Annotated in this window: 18 protein-coding genes and 2 pseudogenes; 11 read left to right on the forward strand and 9 right to left on the reverse strand. The window is 70.4% G+C overall.

The window, feature by feature from the left end:
• Positions 1–158 precede the first annotated feature (158 nt).
• Complete coding sequence (locus ACZ5VD_RS41295) at positions 159–2,258, forward strand: alpha-galactosidase (protein ID WP_468685647.1); 2,100 nt, start codon at positions 159–161, stop codon at positions 2,256–2,258.
• 309 nt (positions 2,259–2,567) lie between these two features.
• Here the strand turns inward: ACZ5VD_RS41295 and ACZ5VD_RS41300 are convergent.
• The 3 genes and pseudogenes from ACZ5VD_RS41300 to ACZ5VD_RS41310 all read right to left on the reverse strand — a co-directional run.
• Positions 2,568–2,843 (reverse strand): annotated as a pseudogene (locus tag ACZ5VD_RS41300) (MmyB family transcriptional regulator); the annotation flags it as partial.
• Between the two features lie 132 nt (positions 2,844–2,975).
• The gene (locus ACZ5VD_RS41305) at positions 2,976–3,302 is read right to left on the reverse strand and encodes a plasmid stabilization protein (RefSeq protein ID WP_468685586.1); all 327 of its coding nucleotides are present in this window, start codon (positions 3,300–3,302) and stop codon (positions 2,976–2,978) included.
• Positions 3,303–3,429: 127 nt separating this feature from the next.
• Positions 3,430–4,056: an anti-sigma factor antagonist gene (locus ACZ5VD_RS41310; RefSeq protein ID WP_468685588.1), complete on the reverse strand. Its 627-nt coding sequence runs from the start codon at positions 4,054–4,056 to the stop codon at positions 3,430–3,432.
• Positions 4,057–4,316: 260 nt separating this feature from the next.
• On the opposite strand from ACZ5VD_RS41310, the gene ACZ5VD_RS41315 reads away from it, so the two are divergent.
• Positions 4,317–4,688 (forward strand): helix-turn-helix transcriptional regulator, encoded by a 372-nt coding sequence (locus ACZ5VD_RS41315; RefSeq protein ID WP_468554764.1) that lies wholly within the window; start codon positions 4,317–4,319, stop codon positions 4,686–4,688.
• A 187-nt stretch (positions 4,689–4,875) separates the two neighbouring features.
• On the opposite strand, the gene ACZ5VD_RS41320 is transcribed toward ACZ5VD_RS41315, so the two are convergent.
• The 3 genes from ACZ5VD_RS41320 to arsM all read right to left on the reverse strand — a co-directional run bounded on the left by ACZ5VD_RS41320 (position 4,876) and on the right by arsM (position 9,857).
• Complete coding sequence (locus ACZ5VD_RS41320) at positions 4,876–7,512, reverse strand: outer membrane protein assembly factor BamB family protein (protein ID WP_468685590.1); 2,637 nt, start codon at positions 7,510–7,512, stop codon at positions 4,876–4,878.
• A gap of 592 nt (positions 7,513–8,104) precedes the next feature.
• On the reverse strand, positions 8,105–8,674 hold the full coding sequence (locus tag ACZ5VD_RS41325; protein ID WP_468685591.1) for a DinB family protein: 570 nt from the start codon (positions 8,672–8,674) through the stop codon (positions 8,105–8,107).
• A 307-nt stretch (positions 8,675–8,981) separates the two neighbouring features.
• Positions 8,982–9,857 carry an arsenite methyltransferase gene (gene arsM, locus ACZ5VD_RS41330; RefSeq protein WP_468685593.1) on the reverse strand — a complete coding sequence of 292 codons (876 nt, stop codon included), beginning with the start codon at positions 9,855–9,857 and terminating at the stop codon, positions 8,982–8,984.
• 115 nt (positions 9,858–9,972) lie between these two features.
• Between arsM and ACZ5VD_RS41335 the strand changes: the two genes are divergently transcribed.
• The 5 genes and pseudogenes from ACZ5VD_RS41335 (at position 9,973) to ACZ5VD_RS41355 (ending at position 12,464) form a co-directional block, all read left to right on the forward strand.
• Positions 9,973–10,392 (forward strand): ArsR/SmtB family transcription factor, encoded by a 420-nt coding sequence (locus tag ACZ5VD_RS41335; protein WP_468554768.1) that lies wholly within the window; start codon positions 9,973–9,975, stop codon positions 10,390–10,392.
• Positions 10,389–10,619: a hypothetical protein gene (locus ACZ5VD_RS41340; protein ID WP_468554769.1), complete on the forward strand. Its 231-nt coding sequence runs from the start codon at positions 10,389–10,391 to the stop codon at positions 10,617–10,619. Before ACZ5VD_RS41335 ends, ACZ5VD_RS41340 begins: the two co-directional genes overlap by 4 nt.
• A 49-nt stretch (positions 10,620–10,668) precedes the next feature.
• On the forward strand, positions 10,669–11,082 hold the full coding sequence (locus tag ACZ5VD_RS41345; RefSeq protein WP_468685594.1) for an arsenate reductase ArsC: 414 nt from the start codon (positions 10,669–10,671) through the stop codon (positions 11,080–11,082).
• Between the two features lie 184 nt (positions 11,083–11,266).
• A pseudogene (locus ACZ5VD_RS41350) lies at positions 11,267–11,533 on the forward strand (alpha/beta fold hydrolase); the annotation flags it as partial.
• Between the two features lie 220 nt (positions 11,534–11,753).
• Complete coding sequence (locus ACZ5VD_RS41355; RefSeq protein WP_468685596.1) at positions 11,754–12,464, forward strand: hypothetical protein; 711 nt, start codon at positions 11,754–11,756, stop codon at positions 12,462–12,464.
• A gap of 67 nt (positions 12,465–12,531) precedes the next feature.
• On the opposite strand, the gene rox (ACZ5VD_RS41360) is transcribed toward ACZ5VD_RS41355, so the two are convergent.
• Positions 12,532–13,989, reverse strand: coding sequence for a rifampin monooxygenase (gene rox / locus ACZ5VD_RS41360; protein WP_468685597.1), 1,458 nt, complete (start codon positions 13,987–13,989; stop codon positions 12,532–12,534).
• A gap of 238 nt (positions 13,990–14,227) precedes the next feature.
• Here rox (ACZ5VD_RS41360) and ACZ5VD_RS41365 point away from each other — a divergent pair, with 238 nt between their 5' ends.
• Positions 14,228–14,890 carry a LacI family DNA-binding transcriptional regulator gene (locus tag ACZ5VD_RS41365; protein ID WP_468685598.1) on the forward strand — a complete coding sequence of 221 codons (663 nt, stop codon included), beginning with the start codon at positions 14,228–14,230 and terminating at the stop codon, positions 14,888–14,890.
• A gap of 286 nt (positions 14,891–15,176) precedes the next feature.
• Here the strand turns inward: ACZ5VD_RS41365 and rox (ACZ5VD_RS41370) are convergent, their stop codons facing one another.
• The gene (rox, locus tag ACZ5VD_RS41370) at positions 15,177–16,721 is read right to left on the reverse strand and encodes a rifampin monooxygenase (protein ID WP_468685599.1); all 1,545 of its coding nucleotides are present in this window, start codon (positions 16,719–16,721) and stop codon (positions 15,177–15,179) included.
• Positions 16,722–16,973: 252 nt separating this feature from the next.
• On the opposite strand from rox (ACZ5VD_RS41370), the gene ACZ5VD_RS41375 reads away from it, so the two are divergent.
• Complete coding sequence (locus ACZ5VD_RS41375) at positions 16,974–17,633, forward strand: hypothetical protein (protein ID WP_468685601.1); 660 nt, start codon at positions 16,974–16,976, stop codon at positions 17,631–17,633.
• A gap of 110 nt (positions 17,634–17,743) precedes the next feature.
• Here ACZ5VD_RS41375 and ACZ5VD_RS41380 read toward each other — a convergent pair whose 3' ends face one another.
• Positions 17,744–20,950: an alpha-L-rhamnosidase gene (locus ACZ5VD_RS41380; protein WP_468685602.1), complete on the reverse strand. Its 3,207-nt coding sequence runs from the start codon at positions 20,948–20,950 to the stop codon at positions 17,744–17,746.
• A gap of 298 nt (positions 20,951–21,248) precedes the next feature.
• Here ACZ5VD_RS41380 and ACZ5VD_RS41385 point away from each other — a divergent pair, with 298 nt between their 5' ends.
• Together ACZ5VD_RS41385 and ACZ5VD_RS41390 are read left to right on the forward strand one after the other, a co-directional pair.
• Positions 21,249–21,878, forward strand: a complete 630-nt coding sequence (locus tag ACZ5VD_RS41385; RefSeq protein ID WP_468554777.1) for a TetR/AcrR family transcriptional regulator — start codon at positions 21,249–21,251, stop codon at positions 21,876–21,878.
• Positions 21,879–22,411: 533 nt separating this feature from the next.
• A complete protein-coding gene (locus tag ACZ5VD_RS41390; RefSeq protein WP_468685604.1) occupies positions 22,412–23,134 on the forward strand; it encodes a FadR/GntR family transcriptional regulator in 723 nt (240 codons plus the stop codon).
• Positions 23,135–23,284 lie beyond the last annotated feature (150 nt).

Here is a 23,284-nt window from a genome sequence, read left to right on the forward strand (position 1 = left end):
GGGCGCCATCAACGTTCTACGGGCCGGGCTGGTCCATCGCAACGCCAACCCGGCATAGCGAGAAGCCCCCGGCTTCAGCCGGGGGAGGAGTCACGAAGCCTTCCACCGATGCCGTAGCCGAAGGACTCATCCATCTCCGGGCAGCAGGCGTGAGCCTGGTGCTCGACCTGCGGGGCAACGGCTTGCCTGCGGTGCTCCACTGGGGTTCCGATCTCGGCGACCGCACCCAGCAGGAGCTGTCACAGCTGGCCACTGCCGTCACCTTGCCGAACATGCCCGGGTTCCACGACGTCGTGCCGCGGGTCGCGTTGCTGCCCGAGCACGGCACCGGATGGCCCGGACAGCCGGGATTGACCGGACATCGCCAAGGCGCCGACTGGTCACCTCTGTTCACCCTCGACTCGGTGGATACTGTCGGCCGCTCAGTACAGATTCGGGCCGCCGACACCGCCGCCTGGCTCGGTCTCGTCCTGGAGGCTGGGCTCACCCCTTCCGGGCTGGTGCGGATGCGAGCAGCCATACGTAACAACGACTCCGTACGGCCGTACACGCTCGACGGCTTGATGCTCGCGCTGCCGGTCCCTGATGCCGCCACCGAACTGCTCGACCTCACCGGCCGCTGGTGCCGTGAACGCGCCCCGCAGCGCCATCCGTTCCACGCCGGCACCTGGCTGCGCGAGACCCGCAGCGGACGCACCGGCCACGACGCCGCCTTGGTCCTGACGGCCGGCACACCAGGCTTCGGCTTCGGCCACGCCGAAGTGTGGGGTCTGCACATCGCCTGGAGCGGCAACCACCGGATCCTGGCCGAACGGCTGCCCACCGGCCGCCCGACCCTCGCAGCCGGCGAACTGCTGCTTCCGGGCGAGGTGATCCTCGGCCCCGGCGAGCAGTACACGGGCCCGTGGCTCTACGGCTCCCACAGCGACCAGGGCCTGGACGGACTGTCCGCCCGCTTCCACGATCACCTCCGCGCCCGCCCGCGACATCCACACCGGCCCCGACCGGTGGTGCTCAACACCTGGGAAGCCGTCTACTTCGACCACGACCTCGACAAGCTCACCCACCTCGCCGACCTCGCCGCGGAAGTCGGCGTGGAACGCTTCGTCCTCGACGACGGCTGGTTCCGCCACCGCCGCGACGACCGGGCCGGACTCGGCGACTGGTACGTCGACGAGACCGTCTGGCCCGACGGCCTGCGCCCGCTGATCGACCGTGTCCGCGTGCTCGGGATGGAGTTCGGCCTGTGGGTCGAACCGGAAATGGTCAACCCCGACTCCGACCTGGCCCGTCTCCACCCCGAATGGATCCTGGCCACCGGCGGCCGCACCCCTGCCGACCGCCGCTCCCAGCAGGTCCTGGACCTTACCCACCCCGAGGCGTACGCGTACATCCTGGAGCGACTCGACCAGCTGCTCACCGAGTACGACATCGCCTACCTCAAGTGGGACCACAACCGCGAACTGGTCGACGCCGGCCACTCACCGAACGGCGAACCCGCGGTCCACCGCCAGACCCTCGCCGTCTACGCCCTGCTCGACGAAGTACGCGCACGCCATCCGCGCCTGGAGATCGAATCCTGCGCCAGCGGCGGAGGACGGGTCGACCTCGCCATCCTGGAGCGCACCGACCGCGTCTGGGCCAGCGACTGCAACGACGCCCTGGAGCGCCAGTCCATCAACCGCTGGACCGGTCTGCTCGTGCCACCCGAACTCGTCGGCTCCCATATCGGCGCCGCCCGCTCCCACACCACCGGCCGCACCCACGACCTCGCTTTCCGGGCCGGCACCGCGCTCTTCGGCCACCTCGGCATCGAATGGGACCTGACCCGCGCGAGCGAGAGCGAACGCACCGAACTCGCCCACTGGGTCTCCCTGCACAAGCAGCTCCGCGGCCTGCTGCACACCGGCCGTGTCGTCCGCGTCGACCATGCCGACCCGGCCCTGTGGGCCCACGGCGTCATCTCCCACGACCGCGCCGAAGCCGTCTTCGCCCTCGCCGCCACGGCCACCCCGGTCGCCGCCCACCCCGGCACACTACGGCTGCCCGGCCTCGACCCGAACACCACCTACCACCTGCGCCCACTGCCCCCGGCCGACCACGCCCTCGGCATGGCACGCGGAACCCCCGCCTGGTGCACCAAGGACGGCCTCACTCTGCCCGGCAGTGTCCTGGCACACGTCGGCATCCAGATTCCCACCCTCCACCCCGAACAACTCATCCTGCTCCACCTCACGAGCAGCCCTTCCACCCCCTGAGGGCCCGCCCCCGCTCGGCCGGCCTCCCCGTTCAGGCGCCGAGCGGCTCACGGCTGGTGAGGGCGGACGGGCACCGCTCGCCGAGACAGCCTCGGCGGCACACCCTCGTCGAGCCGGTACGGCGGCTGCCTGTCCTCGCGCGACTTCCCCATGCCGCCCACCGGTGGTCCACCGCGTCACAGTGGCCGCTTTGAGCCGCGGATGCCGGACCGGGGCGGCGCCGTCAGCCTGCCGTGGGCGGTGGTGTCGGTGAGGAGCTTTCCTGAGTGGCGCCTCCGGAGGAGAACAGGCGCAGCCCTCCCTGGGAGGCGAGCCTGGCTCGACGGTGAAGATGGTGAGGGCGAGGCCGGGTGCGACGATCATCTTCAGGCGCTCCCAGGACGGAGTGAGGTCGCCAACCACCGGGTGGTGGAACCGTTTCGCTCCGGTGCCGTGGGTGCCGTGCAGGCGGACGCTGCGACCGGCCCAGCGGGTGCGGAACGCTTGCCGTAGTGGAGGCCGGTGCCCCGGACGGCGGGGGAGTCCCGGTGGTGTCAGGTGCCGGCATCGACGCGGGTGCGGTCCCCTCGGGACGGCGGTCGGCACGCTTCCATCCCCTCGGGGAGATCACCGGGGGCTGGGGCGAGGGCCTCGCCGTGGCCCGGGCGGATCTGGTCGCTCCCCGTCCGCGCTGGGGACGGATGGGGAGCGGCCACCCGAGTGCGGCAGGGTCCGGGGTCAGCGGCCGAGGGCCTTCTGCAGCTGCTGCTTGTTCATGGAGGAGCGGCCCTCGATGTTGCGCTTCTTCGCTTCCGCGTAGAGCTGGTCCTTCGTGGGGCCCTGGGCGCCGCTGTGTGAACGCTGTCCGCCGCGCTGGGAGGCGGACTTCGGGTCGCGTGTGGAGGTCTTGCCGGGGTTTTTGGCCTCGCCGGAGCGGGCGCGTTCCTTGTTCACGGTGCGGGAAGCGATCTCCTTGGCCCGCGGTGTGGGTTCGCCCCGCTGTTCGGCGCTCTCCTTGATGTGCTCGTACTGTCGTTCCCGCTTCTTGTTCGATCCGGCCGGCATCGCGTAACTCCTCTCGCGTCGGCGTCCTGGTGAACGCATGACGGGTTCCCGTGCCGCGGATTGCTTAACGCACCGCCCGGCCGGCGCCCGGCGCCTCGCGACCCGCGACCCGCGACCCGGGGTGTCTCTATGCCGGGCGGGAGACCACGGCGACCGCCGTGGAGAGCTGGTGTTGCAGGGGTTCGGGCAGGGGTGTTCCGTTGACCGTGTCCACGAGGTGTTCGGCCAGGTGGTGGAGTTTGGTGTTGGTGCGCTGGGAGACGTCGACCAGGACGTTCCAGGCGTCGTCCGCGCTGAGTCCGAAGGAGGCCATCAGGACTCCGCGGGCCAGGTCGATGACCGGCCGGGTCTGCATGGCCCGTTTGAGCTGGACCACTTCGATGCGGAGTTCCTCGGCGTCGTCCGGCTCCCCGTTCTCCTCCATGGGCTGGTCCGAGGTGGCGGAGGTTTCGTTCCGGACGTCGGCACGCCCGCTTGCGGGGGTGTGTACGGGGTCGAACAGTGACGATGTGCGGGTGAGTGCGAGCAGTCGTTCGACCACCGGGCTGACGGCCCGGATGCCGAGCGTCTTGGAGTCGGCCAGGGCCAGTCGACGGAGGTCGAGCAGGACATTGAGGCCGGAGCAGTCGCAGAAGACGACACCGGTCAGGTCGAGGTCGACACCGCTGGCAGAACGGGTGAGCGCCTCTTTGAGCGCGCTGCGTACCGCGTGCTCCGTCTCGATGTCGATCTCGCCGGAGAGTGCCACGATCACGCGGTCTCCGGCCGGACGGGCGGTCGCTTTCAGGAGCCCTGACGGGGCCGACAACGCCGGTTCCGACGGCGCACGGCCGGTCCCGCCGCTGTTCCCGGGTGGGACGGAAAGTTCGTGGTCAGGCATGGCGGTCGCTCCTGAGACATCCGTCTGTCTGCAGCCTCCTTCAGTGTCATCCTCCGCACGTAACGCGTCAAGAGATACATGAAATAAATATCGTGCCTATGAATACGTGAATACCGCCCCCTATGATGGGGTGCATGGGTGAAGTTTCCGAGACACACACGGGCTGGACGTTCCTTACCAGCCACGCCCGGGTGCTGGCCGCGATCGCAGAGGACCGGGGCACTCGCATCCGTGACATCGCCGCGCGGTGCAGACTCACGGAGAGGGCCGTCCAGAAGATCATTTCCGATCTGGAGCAGGACGGCTATCTCAGTCACACCCGGCAGGGGCGCACCAACGCCTACCGCATCGAGTCCGGGACCATCCTGCGGCATCCGGCCGAGGCCGGCCTGACCGTGGCGGAGCTACTGTCGGTCCTCGCGCAACACGATGAGCGACACGACGGGCAGCCGCGGCAGTCCGCGACGACGGCGCCCGGCGAGCGGGACTCCGAACCCGCCGGGTGACGCAGGCGATCCGGCCTTCCGCTCGGTCGGCTCGGAAACGGGATCTCCTCAAGCGGCTGCGCGACATCCCTGCGGAGGGGCACTGGCCGGGGACGGTCTGTCGAGGAGCCGGACGAGTCGTACCGGCATGGAGCGTGTCTCCGCCCCCCGGCATTCGGTGAGCGACCCGGACGGCCGGTGGGCGGCGCTATCGGATCTGAGCGGTGTGCCGGTCGGTGAGGGTCGTCACACGGCCACCGGCGACATGCAGGTCGGCGACGGGGCCGCCACCGACCGACGTGCTCCAACGCCTTGCGCCGTCGGTGCGGTTGAGGGCGTACACCCGGCCGTCCTGCGCGCCGACGTAGACGGTCGCACCGGATACGAGAGGCTCCGTGGTGATGTCGCGGCCGGCGGGCGCGGACCAGGCACGTGCGCCGGTGGCGGCGTCGACGGCGTAGAGACGTCCGTCGGCGCCGGCGACGTAGACCTGCGACCGGTCGGTGACCGGTGATGTGGTGCTGTGGCCGACGGCCGTGGACCAGCGGATGGCGCCGGTGCCCGGGTCGAGTGCGTAGAGGCGCCCGTTGCCGCTGGTGAGGTAGATCGTCCCGTGCGCGGCTCGCAGCAGACCTTGGGGCCGGGGGACGTCGCTGGACGTCCACGTCTGGCGGCCGGAAGAGACGTCGATCCGGTGGACGAACCCGTGCGCGGTGCACACGGCCGCGGTGCCCGCGTCGATGACCACGGTGACGTCACAGTCCGCTGTGATGTCCCAGTGGACGGTTCCGGTACGGCAGTCGAGGCCCTTCGTCCCGTCGCTGTCCGAGACCAGGCACGTCTGTCCTGCCTCGGCGAGCAACCTGCCGTCCGTCTGCCAGATCACGGCGCCCGTCTGTGTGTCGAGGGCTGCCGTCACCCGGTCGACGGGCGAGGCGATGAAGCTCCGCGGTGAGCTGTCGGCGCATCCAGGGGTGAAGCAGACGCCCGGTCGGGAGCGGGACAGGGACGGGACGATACCCGGTTCCGAAGCCTGCGGGACGTTCGTGGCCCACTGCGCCCCCCAGAGACTGACGAAGACGACACCCGGCGCCGTGCGGCTCAGCAGGGGGGCGTCCATGCCGGAGAGGGAGACGTAACGCTGCTTGCCCTCTTCGGTGTCCGGCAGGAGGCTCGCCAGATCCTTGCTCCAGTGCAACGCCCCGGTGGTGCCGTTACGGGCTTCGACGGTGCTGGAGTCGTCTGTGGTGTAAAGGGTGTTGCCGCCATGGGTCATCGTCCCGCCGGTCGTGCCCGGGGACGGCCGGCTCCACAGAGTCTTGCCAGTGCCAGTGCCAGTGCCGACGTCGATGGCTCGTACGGTCTTGCTGTCCATGACGAACCGGGTGCGGTCGTCGGCCGGTCCGAGGCGCGCGAAGTCGCTCAGGGAGCCCGTCCACCGCAGTGGCGGAACGGGCTCGGTGCCCTTCGTCGACGGCGACGGTGAGGGTCCAGGATTGCCGCCGGCCTCGGAAGGGCCGGTCAGGGGTGGTGCCGCGGTGCTGACGGTCAGCCCGATCAGCATCATCGCGCACAGTCCCTGCAGCCATCGCGGTGCACCAGCCCGCACGGTTCGCCGTCCGGGGCGCCGCCGGCCGATGTCCGCCGCGCCGCGCAGCACCCTCCTCGGACCCGAGGCCGCAGCGGAGAGTGCTTCTGCCGCCACCCGGCCCGACAGCCTTCGCCGCCGCTTCTCGCGCACGAGCGAGGGCCGACTGCCGTCCTCCAGACGCTCCTCCACGCGCTCCTTTACGCCGCCCCGCCCGCCGGATGCTCGCTCCGCCTCGTCGGCACGGGCCGGCGTACCGCTGTCAGCGGTGGTGTCCGTGTTGTTCAGTGTCTTCGGCTGGACAACACGGACCATCCCTTTGACGACATCTGCTCCCCGGTCGTCCCGCTCGGGCGGTCCGGCGATCCCCATCCGCCGCCGGACCCCGGACAACCGCTCATGCTGTGCCTCACGGCTGTCGTCGACCTTCTCCAGCAGCAACTCGTACTCCCACTGCTGCGGTTGCCGGCGAGCATCGGGAGCCGTACGCGCCTCCGGGTCCTCCTGCCGCTCACGGCCGGGCCTCTCCGGGCGCGAACTCGCACTCGCACCAGACGGGTCCGCCTGCCGCAGTGCCTGCAGTTCACGCCGGTATCCCTCGGCGTGGCGACGGACGTCCACGAGGAGCACCTCGGCCGAACCACGATCCCGGATGGCCAACTCCAGGCGCCGCTCGGTTCGTTCCAGCACGGTGACGAAGGCCCGCAGATCCCGTTCCGTCTCCGTGACCGAACGTGCCTGGCCCAGTGCGAGGTCCCGTTCGCTCTCCAACTGCGCGCAGCGGTCCTCCAGCGAGGTGATCGTGGCCTCAAGCACGCGGATCGTGTCCTTGTTGTCCAGGAGGGTCTGCTGGACTTCGATGTGGCCGCGGCGGGCTTCGTCCAGCCGCAGCTGCAGTTCACGCACCGGCAGTCCGGACACCTCCCCGACCCCGCGGTCCTTCCCGGTGGCCGCGGCCAGGGCGGCCCGGTGCAGAGCGCGGGCATGCTCAAGTTCCACGGCCTGCCGCCGGGGGTCCGTGACCGACGCGGTGACCACGGTGCGCAACAAGCCCAGAGGAATGGGCTTGTGACCGTTGCGGAACTCCCCCCAGGTGGCGCGCTGATAGGCGCCGAACTCGGTGACCAGCTCGTCCAGCGTCCGGTCCGCGGTGATCTCCCTCAGCCAGGCGGCCAGCGCGTCGCCCTCCCGGCTCAGACCCGCAAGCGGTCCGTTACGTCGCCCGCCCCGAGCCCTGGGCTGCCCTCCGCCGGGCATACACGTACCCCTTCACCAGTGCCCGTCCAGACACGTTCACCCCGTACGACAGCGCCCCCTGCAACGACACCGACACCCTGGCGCGGACAGCAGATCTTCGGGCCCAAGCTGGTGCCCACCTTCACACACCTTGTGCCACCCGAGTTCCTCATGCACGCATTGCGTCGCAACCGCCTGATCACGCCCATTTTCCGACCGCTTCCGACCGCGCCGACCAGGCACGGTTCGGTGGCACTGGCTGAGGCGGGGACGCGGATCGATGTCGGTGGCCGGGTGGCGGCCATGCGGTGCCCGGCCAGGGCCCGATGGAATACGAGGACGCGCACGCGGAGGTCGGCATCGAACGCGTCTGGGGTGACCGCTGCCTGGACCGGGAGGCCGAACGCCGGTTCGTCCTCGCCCCGTTCGACGGTGACGGCGATCCGGGGACGGCTGGGGCGACCAGGGGCGAGGAGGACACCCCCAAGGGCTCATCCGCCCGAGAGCCTCACTGCCCACTGCTTCGGCGAGGCCCGACTCGTCATGCGGTGCCAGGGATGTCAGGCGCAACCCCGCAGGCGCCCCCGGCACCGGAGGCGGTCCGCGGCCCTGGTCACTGGCCCACCCTTCCGTCGACGCACTCGCGCAACAGATCGGCGTGCCCACAGTGGCGGGCGTACTCCTCGATCCGGTGCACCATCAACTCCCTTACGGCGATGCCGTCCTTCCCCACACGTTCGCCCAGATCCGGGTGCTCGGCCAGCGCGGCGTCGGTCGCGGCCTGCTCGCGCTCCAGGGCGGCGTACGCGGCGTCGACCACGGTCTGTTCGGCGACAGCTCCGTCGAAGTCCCCGTCATTCTCCGCGTACAGCGTCGGCAGTGGGGCGTCGTCGCTGATCCAGTTGCGCCAGTCCCGCTCCACCTCGGCGAGGTGCCGAATCAGGCCGAGGAGCGACATCGTCGACGGCGGAACCGACCGACGGGCCAGTTGCTCCGGGTCCAGGCCCTCGCACTTCATCCGCAGCGTCATGCGGTAGTTCGTCAGGAAGTCCTGCAGCGTGCCGAGTTCGCCGTCCGGACTGGCTCCCTCACTGTCGCGGGGGTCGTCTCCCGGGTCGGCCCACATGTCGGGGTAGACGGTCGCCTGGCTCCACCGTGCGGGTTGGTCACTCATGCGTGCCATCGTCGTCCGTGAGAGCCCACGCCCGCCAGTGAGTTTCGGTGTGTCGAGGATCTGGGAGCCCTGATCGGCCCCGACGTGGCCTCCTGTCTCCCCAACAGCCGCCTGGGTGCAGCCTTTTGCGGGATGCCGCCCCCGGCGGTCACTGGCCGCGCCCGGGCCGGGGCCTGTCCGTCGTGCGGCGTGCCGAGGGCTGCGGCGGGCGCCCTGAGGTGGACGCCGACGAGCCGCCGAGACCACGGGCCGGACCGGGCGCGGAGAGCGCGGCCGGGGACGGCCTGGCCGCCTCCGGCCGCGGTGGTTGGCGGCGTTACCGGGCGCCGGGATCGGCCGCGGTCACGGACGAGTCGGTCTCCTGCTCGGTCGGCGTGTGGCAACCGGTGGAGCCACAGCAGGAGCCGTCGGCCGCCGTGCGGATCGCGGTGACCTCCGGGCCCGTGGAGGGCTTGGTGGCGCGGACGATGGCGGAGTGCATGCTGTCGGCGACCGGGTGGGTCGGGGTGATCTCGATGTCGGTGAATCCCGCGGCTCGCAGACCGTCCCGGTACTCGGCGAAGGAGAGGGCGCCGGCGATGCAGCCGACGTGGTCGCCGCGTTCGGCCCGCTGTTCCGTGGTGAGGACGTCGTCGGCGACGACGTCGGACACACCGATGCGACCGCCGGGCTTGAGTACGCGGAAGGTCTCGGCGAAGACGGCGGACTTGTCGACGGACAGGTTGATCACACAGTTGGAGATCACGACGTCGACGGTGCGCGCCGGGAGGGGGATGGCCTCGATGGTGCCCTTGAGGAACTCGACGTTGGTCGCCCCCGCCTTCTCGGCGTTGGCCAGGGCGAGTTCGAGCATCTCGTCGGTCATGTCGAGGCCGTAGGCCTTGCCGCTGGGCCCGACGCGGCGCGCGGAGAGGAGGACGTCGATGCCGCCGCCGGAACCGAGGTCGAGGACGCGTTCACCCGCGCGGAGTTCGGCCACGGCGGTGGGGTTGCCACAGCCGAGGGAGGCGGCCACCGCGTCGGCGGGCAGGCCGTCGCGCTCTGCGGCGGCGTAGAGGGCGGAGCCGAAGTTTTCGTCGACCTCGACGGGCTGGGGCCCGCAACAGGCGGTGCCGCCTTCGGTGACCTGCACGGCTGCGGCGGCGTACCGGCGACGGACGGTCTCACGTAGGTCGGTGGACTGCTCGCTCATGTCTGGCTCCCGGGTGATGAGGCGTGGCGGGGCATGGCGGTGCCCCGGAACGGCCTGTATTGACGTTCATTGATGCAACCTTGCGCCTTGGATCGAAAAACGTCAACATAGAGGTATGTCGAAACAAGAGCGTGAGGTGATCGGCCGGAGCACAGCCGGTTCCTGCTGCGACGGGCTGGCGTCCGCGCCGCTGGACGACGAGCGTGCGTCGGAGCTGGCCAAGGTGTTCAAGGCTCTCGGGGACCCGGTCCGGCTGCGGCTGCTGTCGATGATCGCCTCCCGGGAGGGTGGCGAGGTCTGCGTGTGCGAGATGACGCCCGCGTTCGACCTGTCCCAGCCGACGATCTCCCACCACCTCAGGCTGCTGCGTCAGGCCGGACTGGTCGACTGCGAGCGTCGTGGCACGTGGGTGTACTACTGGGTGCTGCCCGGTGCCCTGGACCGCCTCGCCGGTTTCCTGGCCACTGCGCACCACACCACGGCCACCCCGCGGAACACCCCGGCCGCCCCTGAGGCCGCCGCGACGACCGCGTGAGTGCGTGCCTCGGTCGCCGCGCCGCAGCGGAGACGGCCGGGACCGGGCTGCTGGTCACCGACACCGTCGCCTCCATCGCCCCCGCCTCGGTCCTGCCGTTCGTCGCGGCCCAACTGGTCGGCGCCGCAATCGGACTGGGCGCCGTCGCGATGGTGTACGGCCGTCCCGCACAGGTCGGAGTCGACGAGGCCCTCGCGCAAGGCGAACCCGAACTCGCCTCCCGCTGACCGCCTACTGCCTTCCGCCTTCCGTGTTCCGTCTGTGAGGACCCCTTCCATGAGCGCCACCGCGCCTCGCCCCTCCGTCCTGTTCGTCTGCGTCCACAACGCCGGCCGCTCCCAGATGGCCGCTGCCTTCCTCACCCACATCGCGGGTGACCGCATCGAGGTCCGCTCCGCCGGATCGGCGCCCGCCGACCATGTGAACCCCGCGGTCGTCGAGGCGATGGCCGAGGTCGGCATCGACCTCGCCGCCGAGAGCCCGAAGATCCTCACCGTCGAGGCTGTACAGGGATCCGACGTGGTGATCACCATGGGATGCGGTGACACCTGCCCCGTCTTCCCCGGCAAGACCTATCTCGACTGGCGGCTGGATGACCCGGCCGGGCAGGGCGTGGACGCCGTCCGGCCGATCCGTGACGCGATCGAGCGACGCGTCCGAGAGCTGGTCTCGGACGTACTTTCTGTCTGACGGCCGGCTCGTTCCGCTTCCTCTGTGCCATTCCGCGCGACTGCGAGGAGGCCGTCCGCCCTCCAATGCCCTGGTTCGTCCCGGCCGGCGCCACCACCCTTGCGCCACGCGGTCGTCCGATCCCGCCTGCCACCACCCGCCGTGCGACATGATCGGGAACCGGGGAACGCTGTCGGAGGCGGAGATGCCGTGGTCTGAGCGCGTGGTCGTCCGGGAGGGTGTCCGGCTGGCCTGCCGCGGCCGGGGTGGCCCGGGGCGGGCCGTCGTACTGCTCCATGGCCTGGCCGTCCATGCCGGTGAATGGGACGCCCTGGCACGGGAATTGGCTCCACGATTCCGGGTGGTCGCGGTCGATCAGCGTGGGTATGGCGCCAGCGAGCGGCATCCGTACGACGTCTCCCGCGCGGCCTTTGTGGCCGACGTGGTGGCGGTCGTCGCGCAGTTGGAGCTGGGACCGTGACCGCTGCTCCCGCCCGCCCGGCCGCTGCCCCGGCCGCGCTGCTCGCCTCGACTGTGCCCCCGACCGGTCCGGAGCCCGCTCTGTACCGACCGGCGAGAGGCCGTCGAGCGGTCGCCGTGACCAGGGGCATGCCCGTCTGTCGCCGCCCGGGTGAATCTCCGTTGCCGAGGAGACTCGGCGCCCGCGATGCTGAGGCCATGAGGAACTCCCCATGCGGCTGAGGCTGCGTCAGTTCAGGCCCCGGAGCGGGCCTCACGCATACCGTGTCGTCCAGCCCCGGCAGCCGCTTCGACACACCTCGCTGCGTGCCCCCGAGCCCATCGGCATGCTCCTCGGCGACCACGACGGACTGAACCGGCTCGCGGGCCTGTTCTCCTTCGCCGCCTACTCCCGCCACACCATCGTCCACGTACCGCTGCGGGCCGGTCTGCCGCCCGACGAGGGCGTCGGTGAGCTGGTGGACCTCGTCCTGGTCCACCACGCGCTCGGTCTGCGCCCCAGTAAATGGCCGGAGTTGCGGCGCAAGCTGGTGAACGGAGTCTCGCTGACGGTCGGTACCGACGAGGCACGCACCGCCCGGGACGCCACCTCCTGTCAACAGCACTGGCAGCGGGCCGACTTCCGCCACGAGCTGAGGCACGCCACCTACGCCCGGACGTTCTTCCTGTTCGGCGGTCGCGACGTCTTCGCCGAGACGGCCACGTCGCTCGCCTACGCGGCGGGCTGGGGGCCACACCAGAAGCGTGTCGCCGAAGGCCACTCGGCGATGATGACGGCCCTCCCGGATCTGGTCCAGAGGCCCGGCGGCGGGCACCCCTTCGAGGTGCTGGTCTGCTTCAAGCCGTATCCGCCCTACGCCCACTTCAGGCGACCGGGCCAGCCAGCCGGCGCCCACCGGCTCCCTGGGTCCCCGGCCAGGTGAATCCAGCTGACCGGGGCCCACTACCCGATGTCGGTCGTCGGGGCGGTCGGGTCGGGCCGTCGGTCGGTTACTGCCTGGTGGCCGCGCCGAACCACTGGGACAGCCGGCCGAGCAGATCCTGCTGGTCCTCGCCGACCCACGCCACGTGGCCGTCCGGCCGCAACAGCACCGTGGGCGCGTCCAGTTCCCCGCTGACGTCGACGACGTGGTCGACCCGGTCCTCCCAGCCTGCCACCGAGAGCCGGCCGGTCCGGTCGAGGAGAAGCCCGCGGCCGTCGTGCATCAGCTCGTAGAGACGACCGTGCTTCAACTCCACGTCCCGCATCCGCCGACCGAGCAGTTCGGTGCCCTCACCGAAGTCGTAGCGGACGTCGACCGCGGTGATCATCCCGGTCACGTACCGGTTCACCTCCTCGAAGTCCATCAGCTTCGAGAACAGCTCCCGCAGTGCCGTGGCCCCCGGATCGCTGCCCAGCAGCGTGATTCCCGCGCGGGTGTTGGCCAGCACGGCGGCGCCCACCGGGTGCCGTTCGGCGTGGTAGGTGTCCAGCAGCCCTTCCGGTGCCCAGCCGTCGACCACGGCGGCCAGCTTCCAGCCGAGGTTGAACGCGTCCTGCACGCCGAGGTTGAGCCCCTGGCCACCGGCCGGCGGGTGGATGTGTGCCGCGTCGCCGGCCAGCAGCACCCGGCCCACCCGGTAGAGCTCGGCCTGCCGGGTGGCGTTGCCGAACCGGGACAGCCAACGCGGCGAGTGCACACCGAAGTCGGTGCCCGCGGTGGCCCGCAACCGCTCCTTGAACTCCTCCAGGGTCGGCGCGGTCACACGGTCCTCGGACACGCCGTCGGCGGGCACGACCACGCGGCACACCCCGTCCTCGGTGGGGGCGGCGACACCGAACCGCAGCTGGGTCCGGCGGACTTCCTCGACCACGGCGGCGACCACCGCCGGATCCTCGGCCACCTCCATTTCACCGATGAGCGTCTCGACCGTGGACGCCTCGCCGGGGAAGCCGACGCCCAGCAGCTTGCGCACCGCGCTACGACCGCCGTCACACCCGACGAGATAGCGCGAGCGCAACCGAGTGCCGTCGGCCAGCTCGACACTCACCCCGGCCCCGGCCCCGGCGCCGTCCCCGTCATCGGACTGGCTCACCCCGACCACTTCGCACCCGCGCCGGATCTCGGTACCGAGTTCGACGGCGCGTTCGTGCAGCAACTGTTCGGTGACCGGCTGCGGGGTGGCGACACCGTACGGGTGAGCCGTGTCCAACCGGTCGGGCCACGGCTTGATGATGCCGCCGAAGAGACCGCCGACCTGGAACTTCTCACTGACCGCGAGGAACCGGTCCAGCAGACCGCGCTGGTCCATCAACTCGACGCTGCGCGCGTGCAGGCCCTGACCCCGGGACTCCCCGGTCGGCTCGGTCAGCTTCTCCAGCACGACGACGTGCACGTCGTGCAGCCGCAACTCGGCGGCCAGCATCAGACCGGTCGGTCCGCCGCCGACCACGATCACGTCAATCATCAGAACACCCATTCAACGAGATGTGGAATCAGGCCGGACCGTTCCGCGCGGTACGAGTGCCAACGGCGGTTCGAATCTTCCATTTCCGCAGGTCCGGGCCTTGGCCGACCATTCTGAGGCAAGACGGGGGCCTTGCCGCAAGCCCCCTGGTGCGCTATACCTTGAGAGTGGCAAGGAGTGGAGAACCTCCTTGCCTTTGCTTATGGGCGCCTTCTGCGGTCCTGAGACAATCCGCGTCATGGGCACACACGGGCGTTCCCTGCCAGAGGTGTGTGCGAGTGTCGACGCCTCGGCGGTTCTCGGGATCGAACCGTTCGATCAGGAGACCATCGACGCCCTCCAACGGCAGGGCGTCACCGTCATGCTGCCGGTCGCCGCGGACCACTCCCAGGCCATGCGGCCGATCGGCCGCCTGCAGGCCGAGCACCTGATCGGCCTCGGACACCGGCGGATCGGCTACGCCCTGCCCGCGCATCGCGGCTATCGGCAGATGGCCGACGATCGCCTGCGCGGCGTCATGGACGCCTGCGCCGACCTCGGCCTCGCCCCGCCCGTCGTGCTGACCACCAGCCTGGAGATCGCCGACGCGGCCCAGGCCGTGACGAGTTGGACGAGCGAGTCGGTGACGGGCGTGTGCGCCTTCAACGACGAGACCGCCATCGCCGTACTGGCAGGGCTGCGCGAACACGGCCTCACCGCCCCCGACGACCTCGCCGTCATCGGAGTCGACAACATCCCCACCGCGCCACTGACCACGCCACCGCTCACCACTATCCGCTTCGACCTGCACGAGGTGGGCCGCCAACGCGCCGAAGCGGTCATCGCCAGCCTGTCGGGCCGCGAACCCCACCTCACCGTCGCCTCGGTCGACCCGCAGGTCGTACGGCGTTCGTCAACGTGACCCGTGGGGGCCGCACGGGACACGTCGACGCACGCCGATGGTCGCCACGGTGAGCGTGCGGGGTAGGGCGTACCGGCACGATCCGGGCTGATGTCCAGAGGTGCGGACGCGGCGGTGGGGATGCCCACGCGGATCGGTCGGTGCTTCGGCATCCCTGGACCGGCCCTCCTCGCGGGCCGACCCTGGCGCCGGAGCACCACGGCGCATGCTGCTCCAGCCTCCCGATGGCAAGTCGTTACGGGCCGTTCGATCCTCTCCGCAGGCCTTGTCGACAGCTCAGTCGGCGTCAGTCGGCGGGCTTGCCGAACCAGCGGGAGAGGTGGTCGTCCAGGTCCTGCTGGTCGTCGCCGATCCAGGCGACGTGGCCGTCGGGGCGCAGCAGGACGCACGGGACGTCGAGTCCGGCGGTGGGATCCGCGAGGTGATCGACCCGGTCCGACCAGCCGCCGACGGTCAGTCGTTCGGTGCGGTCCAGCAGCAGGGCGCGGCCGCGGTGCAGCAGGCCGTAGAGGTGGCCCTGTTTCACGTCGATGTCGCGCATGCGGCGGCCGAGCAGGTCGGGGCCTGCGCCGAAGTCGTAGCGGATGTCGAGCGCGGTGATCTTCTCGATCAGACGGCGGTTCACCTCGTCGAAGTCCATCAGTTCGGCGAGGAGCCTGCGCACCGCCTGCGGGCCCGGTTCGGGGGACAGCAGTTCCGTCTGGGCGCGGGTGTTGTCCAGCACCTGCTCGGCGACCGGATGACGTTCGCTCTGGTAGGTGTCCAGCAGTGTTTCCGGCGCCCAGCCGCGGATCTGTCCGGCCACTTTCCAGCCGAGGTTGAACGCGTCCTGAATGCCCAGGTTGAGGCCCTGTCCGCCGATGGGCGGATGGATGTGTGCGGCATCGCCGGCCAGCAGCACCCGCCCGACCCGATAGCGTTCGGCCAGCCGGGTGGCATCCCCGAAGCGGGACAGCCAGCGCGGGGAGTGCACACCGAAATCGGTTCCGGCGAAGGCACGCAGCTGTCGCCTGAAATCCTCAAGGGTGGGCGGTTCCGCGCGGTCACTGACTCCCGCCGCCGGGACTACGACGCTGTGGATCCCTTCGCCGAAAGGCCGGAGCCAGAATCGCTGATGGGGCCCTCGGAACTCGGCCACCTTGGCGGCGATCTCCGCCTGCGGCACACCCACTTCCATCTCGCCCATCAGCGTCTCGGTCCGCGAGGGCTCGCCGGGGAAGCCGACGCCGAGCAGTTTGCGCACGGTACTGCGCCCGCCGTCACAGCCGACGAGATAGCGCGCACGCAGCTGTTCGCCGTCGGCCAGCTCGACGGTCACTCCCTGGTCGTCCTGCTCGAAACCGGCCACCGAGCAACCGCGCCGGACCTGCGCGCCCAGGTGGATCGCCTGTGCTTCGAGGAGGTGGACGATGACCGGCTGCGGGATGCCCACAAGGTAGGCGTGCGCGGTGTCCAGATCCTTGGGCGCGGGTTTGTTGATGGCGGCGAAGAAGCCGGCGGCCGGACGCTGTCGTCCGTGTTCGAGGATGCGATCCAGCAGTCCGCGCATGGCCATCAGCTCGATACTGCGAATATGCAGACCCACGATGCGGACGAAGGACACGGGCTCGGTTTCCTTCTCCAGAACGAGTACCCGCACATCGTGCAGCCGTAGTTCGGCGGCCAGCATCGCGCCGGTCGGCCCGCACCCGGCAATGATCACGTCGAACATGAGGGGCGCGCGATCGGCGCCGGCGGCCGACGACCGGAGTCGGGGGACGTCACCCCCAGTGAGGTCGCGCTCGACCGCGTCGTTCGACGACGGCTCGGGGGTGAACTGAGAAGCGTGCACAGGTGTTGCCTTTCGGGAGTGCCTTGTTGGCTGGGCGCTCCCGGCGACACCTACGTCAATCGCCGGCCGTGACGGGAAGGGGGAGCACCCACGTCGATACAGCGTTCATGGGTCTCACCTCCTCGGGTGGTGTCGCGGTCGGCTGCAAGCTACAAGCCCGAGCATCAACCCGTCCAACCCTTTCTCAGCCATGTGATCACCACTCCGACCGCATCTCGACCTCGGGCAAAACGAGGTGCGGTGCGAGGAGGCGTGCCGCAGACTTCCCGGGTGATCGTTCTGCATCCCGTGCTGGAGGTGTGCGCCCCCGACGGCTTCACCCTCTGGCCCGTCGCCGACTTGGGGCCGTACGACTTCCTGCCCCTCAGCGGCGCACTTGGGCCGACGGAGGTCGGCACGGCGGTGATGCGCCTCGCCGACTACAACACCACCGATCCCGAGGACGACGGTCCCCCCTCGCGGCCCGCCGACCCACTCGCGGGCTTCCTGCACGGACTGCTCACCATGGAGGACCTCCTGGCCCCTGGCGGCCTGCGGATCACCGACACCGCGACCGGCGTCACGCTGGTGCCGGGCTGCTGCAACGGTCTGGAAGAGCGTCGCGACTGGCTTGAGGTCGTCGAAGGCGACGGCTGGGCCTCCTTCGGCCACGACCCCTCGCCGCTCGCCGAACGCCAGGGCGAACGCGTCCGACTGACCGTCGACACCGAGCATGACGACAGCCCGGTGATCGAACTGTCCGTCACCGACCTGCGTCGCCTGCTCGCCGGCGCCGAGCGCGACCTGGTCGACTTCCTCCGACTCGCCGCCGCCTGGGCCGCGCGGCACCTGCCCGACTACGCCACCCCTGTCACCACCGCCCTCGGCCGCGCCCTGGCCCTGCCCGCACCGGTGACGCCGACGAACCCGTAGTGCCGCGAGCGGCCAACGAGCGGCGGCCGGGCCGGGCTTGGACGGGTAGAGGCTGGGTGCGGTCGGCGAATCGGCGAGGTCCCGCCTTCGATCGACCTCGACGCGCCACGTCAGCTTGAGGCGGTGGTGAAGTGGTGGGTGCCGGAGCCGACTTGGTACACCATGTGGCCGGTCTCTTCGCGCAGGAACGTCGCCGGGGTGTGGGTGACGGTGTCCCGGTCGTCCGTGGGGATCCACACCTCGGCGGTCGTGTTCGCGGGCACGGCGCACGTCAGGACGAAGCCGCCGGTCTTCTGCCGCCACCGGGTGGAAACGGGGCCGTGGACCGAGGTGAACGTGGCGCGGGCGAAGGTGACGTCGCCGCCGGGGCGGGGGCGGATGACGATCTCGCGGTAGCCGGGCCGGCCCGCCGAGATGCCGGCGATGTTCGTGTACATCCACTCGCCCACCGAGCCGTACGCGTAGTGGTTGAAGGAGTTCATGTCGGGGGTCTGGAAGTCGCCGTCGGGCTGGATGGAGTCCCAGCGTTCCCACATCGTGGTGGCGCCCCTGTCGATCGGGTAACCCCAGCTGGGGAAGGTGCGCTGCCGCAGGAGGCGGTAGGCGACGTCGGTGTGGCCGGTGTCGGTGAGGACGGGCAGGAGTCGCGGCGTCCCGAGGAATCCCGTCGACAGGTGCCAGTCCTTCGCCTCGATCAGTGCGACGAGACGGTCGGCCGCCGCCTCGCGCAGCGCGTCCGGCAGCAGGTTCATCGACAGGGCCAGGACATACGCCGTCTGCGTGTCGCCCTTCACCTTGCCGGCGTCGGTGACATAGGCCTTGCGGAACGCCTGGCGTACCCGGGTGAAGAGGTCGAGGTAGGGAGCGGGGTCCTGGTCGAGTTCCTGGGCGATCCGGGCCGCGAGGTCGGCGCTGTGCGCGAAGTAGGCGGTGGCGATGACGTCCTTGGGCGTCTCGTCGGAGATGTTCAGCCAGTCGCCGTAACCCGCGTCCGGCCGCAGCAGGTCGGTGCTGTTCTTCTGCAGGTACTTCAGCCAGGCCTGGACGGACGGCCAGGCGTCCTCCAGTACCTGCCGGTCCCCGTACGCCTGGTACAGGGACCAGGGAACGGTGACGCCGGCGTCGCCCCACCCCGCGACACCGTCGCCGAGCCCGCCGACCGCGGGCGCCACGTTCGTGAACGAGCCCTGCGCGGTCTGTGCGTCGCGCAGGTCCACGAGCCACTTGGTGAGGAAGCGGGCCGATTCCATCGTGTACGCGGCCGTGGGCGCGAAGACGTTGATGTCTCCGGTCCAGCCCAGGCGTTCGTCGCGGGCGGGGGTGTCTGTCGGGATGGAGAGGAAGTTGCCGCGCTGGCCCCAAGTGATGTTCTTGTGCAGCTGGTTGAGCATCGGGACGTCGGTCTCGAAGTCGAGGGTGGAGGGGGCGGAGGTGTGCATGACGCGACCGGTCACGGCGTTCGCCGAGGGAGTGCCGGGGAACCCGGTCAGCTCGACGTAGCGGAAGCCGTGGAAGGTGAAGCGCGGCTCGTAGGTCTCCTCTCCGCCGCCCTTGAGGATGTACGTGTCGGTGGCCGCGGCGGTGCGCAGGTTCGCGGTGTAGAGGGTGCCGTCGGGGTTGAGGACCTCGGCGTGCCGCAGACGTACGGCCGTTCCCTCCTCGCCCGAGACGCGCAGCCGTACCGATCCGACCATGTTCTGGCCCAGGTCGAGGACGAAGACGCCCGGCGCCGGTTCGGTCACCTGCCTGACGGGGAGTTCCTCGGCCACGCGGACCGGTCCGTCCACCTGCGCGACGATCGCGGCGGGGGTCGCGTCGACGGCGGCGCTGACGTCGAGCCAGGTCCGGTCGTCGAAGCCGGGCGAGGTCCAGCCGGGGGTCTCCTTGCGCGCGTCGTACGTCTCGCCGCCCAGCAGGTCGGCGGAGACGATCGGCCCGGAGGCCGCCCGCCAGTGCGTGTCCGAGGCGATGCGCTCACTCGTCCCGTCGACGTACTCGACCTCCAACTGGGCGAGCAGCGCGGGGTGTTCACCGTACTGATGGGGTCCGAACATACCGACGTCGCCCGCGTACCAGCCCGGCGCCAGGTATGCGCCGATGGCGTTGGGTCCGGGCCGTAGGAGTGTGGTGACGTCGTACGTCTGGTACTGGACGCGTTCGCGGTAGTCGGTCCAGCCGGGGGAGAGCTGGTCGCGGCCCACGCGGCGGCCGTTGAGGTGGGCTTCGTACAAGCCGAGAGCCGTGGCGTAGAGGCGGGCGCGTGCCACCTTCTTGCGCGGGAGCCGGAACGCGTGACGCAGTTGGCCGGCGGTGTACAGCACCGGGACGACCCTGCCCCAGGGGCCGGCTCCCCACGCGGCGGCGACCATCGCCGCAGGCCAGCCGTTGTCGTCGAAGCCGGCCTCGCGCCAGTCGGCGGCGGGTTCCGTGTCGGTCGACTTCCAGGACGTGTCGGTGACGATCTTCTGCTCGCCGGATGCGGTACGCAGAGTGAGGACGGCGACGAGACCGGCGGGTCCCACGGTCGCGTTGGCCGCCGAGACCGCGAGGACGTTCTTCCCGGACCGCACCTGGTCGAGGACATCGACGACGGCGGGTCTGCGCCAGCCCTGGTTGTCGGTGGCCAGGTCGGTGTGGGCGACCTCGGTGCCGTTGACGGAGACGGCGTAGACGTTGTCGGCGGTGATGGCCAGGGTCGCGGCGGTGATCCCGTCCGGGAGATCGACGGTGCGACGGAACCAACGGGTGGCGGCGGGCGCGCTGTTGGCCGGTTCGCCCTCCGGGAACCAGATCCACGCACTGCCCTCCAGCGAAGGCGCGTCGGTGAGAGCCGCGGGAGCGGTGATCCATCGGGCGGACCACTGGGAGACGTCCATGAGGCCGGTCTCCCACCACGCCGCCGTGCTCCAGCCGGAGGCGTGGTTCGCGGCGTCCCACACGCGCACGGACCAGAAGTAGCGTGTTCGCGGCTTCAGTCGAGGGCCCGCGTACGGGACGAGGACGGAGTCGCCGGAGGTGACCTTTCCGCTGTCCCAGACGTCCGGGCGAGACAGGCCCGACGCGGTGGAGGCGACGCGGATCTGGTAGGCGCTCTGCCGCGCACCCGGCTCGTCCGAGGTCATCGTCCAACTCATACGAGGGTGCGGTGCGTCCAGCCCCAGGGGATGCCGTACGTATTCGACGGTCGGTGCGGTGACGCGCAGGGTGCCGCTCGGGACAGGCGGCCGGGCCGGTGCGGCGGCTGCTGATCCGGCGTCAGCGGCGGTGACCGCCACGGTGACCGCCGCGGCCCCCAGGATGTTCCTCCTGCTGATCATGACGACTCCTCACTCAGAAATGATGAATCGATTCACGGCGGTGAACGTAGAGGTGGACGGGAAAGGGGTCAATGACCGTGCGGGATTATCTTGGGAGATCCAGCGGGCGGGCATGCGCTTTCGGCGAGGGGTGATGCATCGTGACGCGGACGATTGAACGGTTTCAATCGCTTCGGCTCGCTACGACGGGTCAGCCGACGCGGATGAAGTCACCGGCCGCGTGCCCGCACCACCGAACAGCCGGACCGGCACATGGTCGCGCAACTTGATCGAGAGACTAAGTCGATACACTCCCTGCATGGCTCACGTTTCCGCGGCTGAGCGCCGCCCTCAGTTGATCAAAGCGGCGATCGACCTCATGACCCGGGAGGGTGTCGCGGCCGGGAGTACCCGGGCCATCGCGGCCGAGCTCGGAGTGGCACAGGCCACCGTGCACTACACCTTCGGCACGAAGGAGGACCTGTACCGCGCCGTCATGGAGAAGCTCACCGCGGAACTGGTCGCGCAGGTCGAGCAGGCCACGCCCGAGACGGGGGGATTCGAGGAGACCATCGGCGCTCTGGCGGCTGCCCTCTGGCACACCGTGCACGAGCAGCCGGCGAGCCATCAGCTGCTGACGGAACTGTCGATGTTCGCCCTGCGCACGCCTTCACTGAGGGAGACACTGCAAGGCCACTACCGCGATGTGGTCGAAGTGGCGGCGAGAGCTGTGTCCGAGGCGGCCGGGCGAACGGGTCAGAAGCTCGCCCAGCCCGCAGAGACCATTGCCCGCTACTTCCTCGCCGGATTCGACGGCCTCACGATGCAGCACCTCTCGCTGCCCGACGAAGAGGCCGAACAGATCTGCCTGCGAGCCCTCGTCTCCGGCGTACTGGCACTCGCCGACGGCCGGCTGAACCCCACCGTGACTCCCGCCGAGACGGGCTGACCGGGACACGGTTCGGTCATCACAGGGCACGGTCGGAGGGGTTCCGCCCCGGTCACGCTCCGCCCGCGCCCGCGCAGACACGCGGGACGTGGTCCGGGCCGGAGCGGGGGAGGGCGAACGCACGGGCAGGCCGTGCCCCGTAAGCGATCCGCACTGACGTCACCGACCTCCCGGCCGTACAGGGCGCGGCAGCCGTACGGAGCCTGGGAACCGTGCAGGGCCTGCTAGGGAACCGTCTCATCACGTCGCTGCCCGGCTTCCCGAGCGGAATCGCCACACTCACCGCACCCGGCCCTCTCACGCGCTCACCCACGCATGGGACCCGCGCGGCCCTGCTCTCCGGGCCGCAGCCACGGCCTTTGCGCGCATCCGTCTATCATCAACGTCACCCTGGGTGTGCGGAATCCCGAGCAGGTGGCAAGGATCGTGGAACTTCGTCGTCGGCACGTCCCGGGGGTCTCCGGGAGGTCTTCGTACTCAGCACCTGATCAGGTCGGACGGGCCCGCCGGAACGGTCACAGAAGGAGTTCGCGTTGTCTCTGACGGACAAGGCCATCGAGCAGATCCGCGAGCTGATCCGGACCGGTGCCCTTCCGCCCGGCTCGAAGCTGCCTCCTGAGCCGGACCTGGCCGCGCAGCTGGGCCTGTCCCGCAACCTCGCCCGTGAGGCGGTCAAGGCGTTGGCCGTGGCCCGGGTCCTGGAGGTCCGGCGGGGGGACGGCACCTATGTGACCAGCCTGCAGCCGAGCCTGCTCCTGGAGGGGCTCGGCGGAGCGGTGGAGCTGATGCAGGGTGACTCGGGCGCGCTGCAGGACCTCATGGAGGTACGCCGGCTTCTCGAACCGGTCGCCACCGCGCTCGCCGCCGTCCGGATCTCCGACGAGCAGCTCGCCGAGGTGAAGAACCATCTGGATGCCATGCGCGAGGCCCGTGAGGACGTGGAACGGCTCAACGCGCACGACGCGGCCTTCCACCATGCCGTCGTCTCGGCCACGGGCAACGAAACGCTGCTCACGGTCCTGGAAGCCATCTCCGGCCGCACGCTGCGCGCCCGCATCTGGCGCGGTCTGGTCGACACCCGGGCCGCGGGCCGCACCCTCGCGGAGCACGAGGCGATCTTCGAGGCCCTGTCCACCCGTGACCCAGCCCTCAGCCAGGCCGCGGCACTGCTGCACGTGAGCAACACCGAGCGTTGGCTCAGGGAGTACCTGGACTCAGGCGAAGCCCTGCTCTCCGGGGCGCCGGCGCGGACGTGACAGGCGTGCGCCACGCGAGGAGACCAGATCCTCGTGACGCCGCCCCCGCCATGTGCAGCAACCTCTGCGGCGGGGTCTCCGCCGGCCGGATCCCGAACCGCGGCAACGCCGACGGTGGCTGCCCGCCGCAACGGTCCTCACCCTGACGAC

Source organism: Streptomyces sp. NPDC032822 (assembly GCF_055578825.1).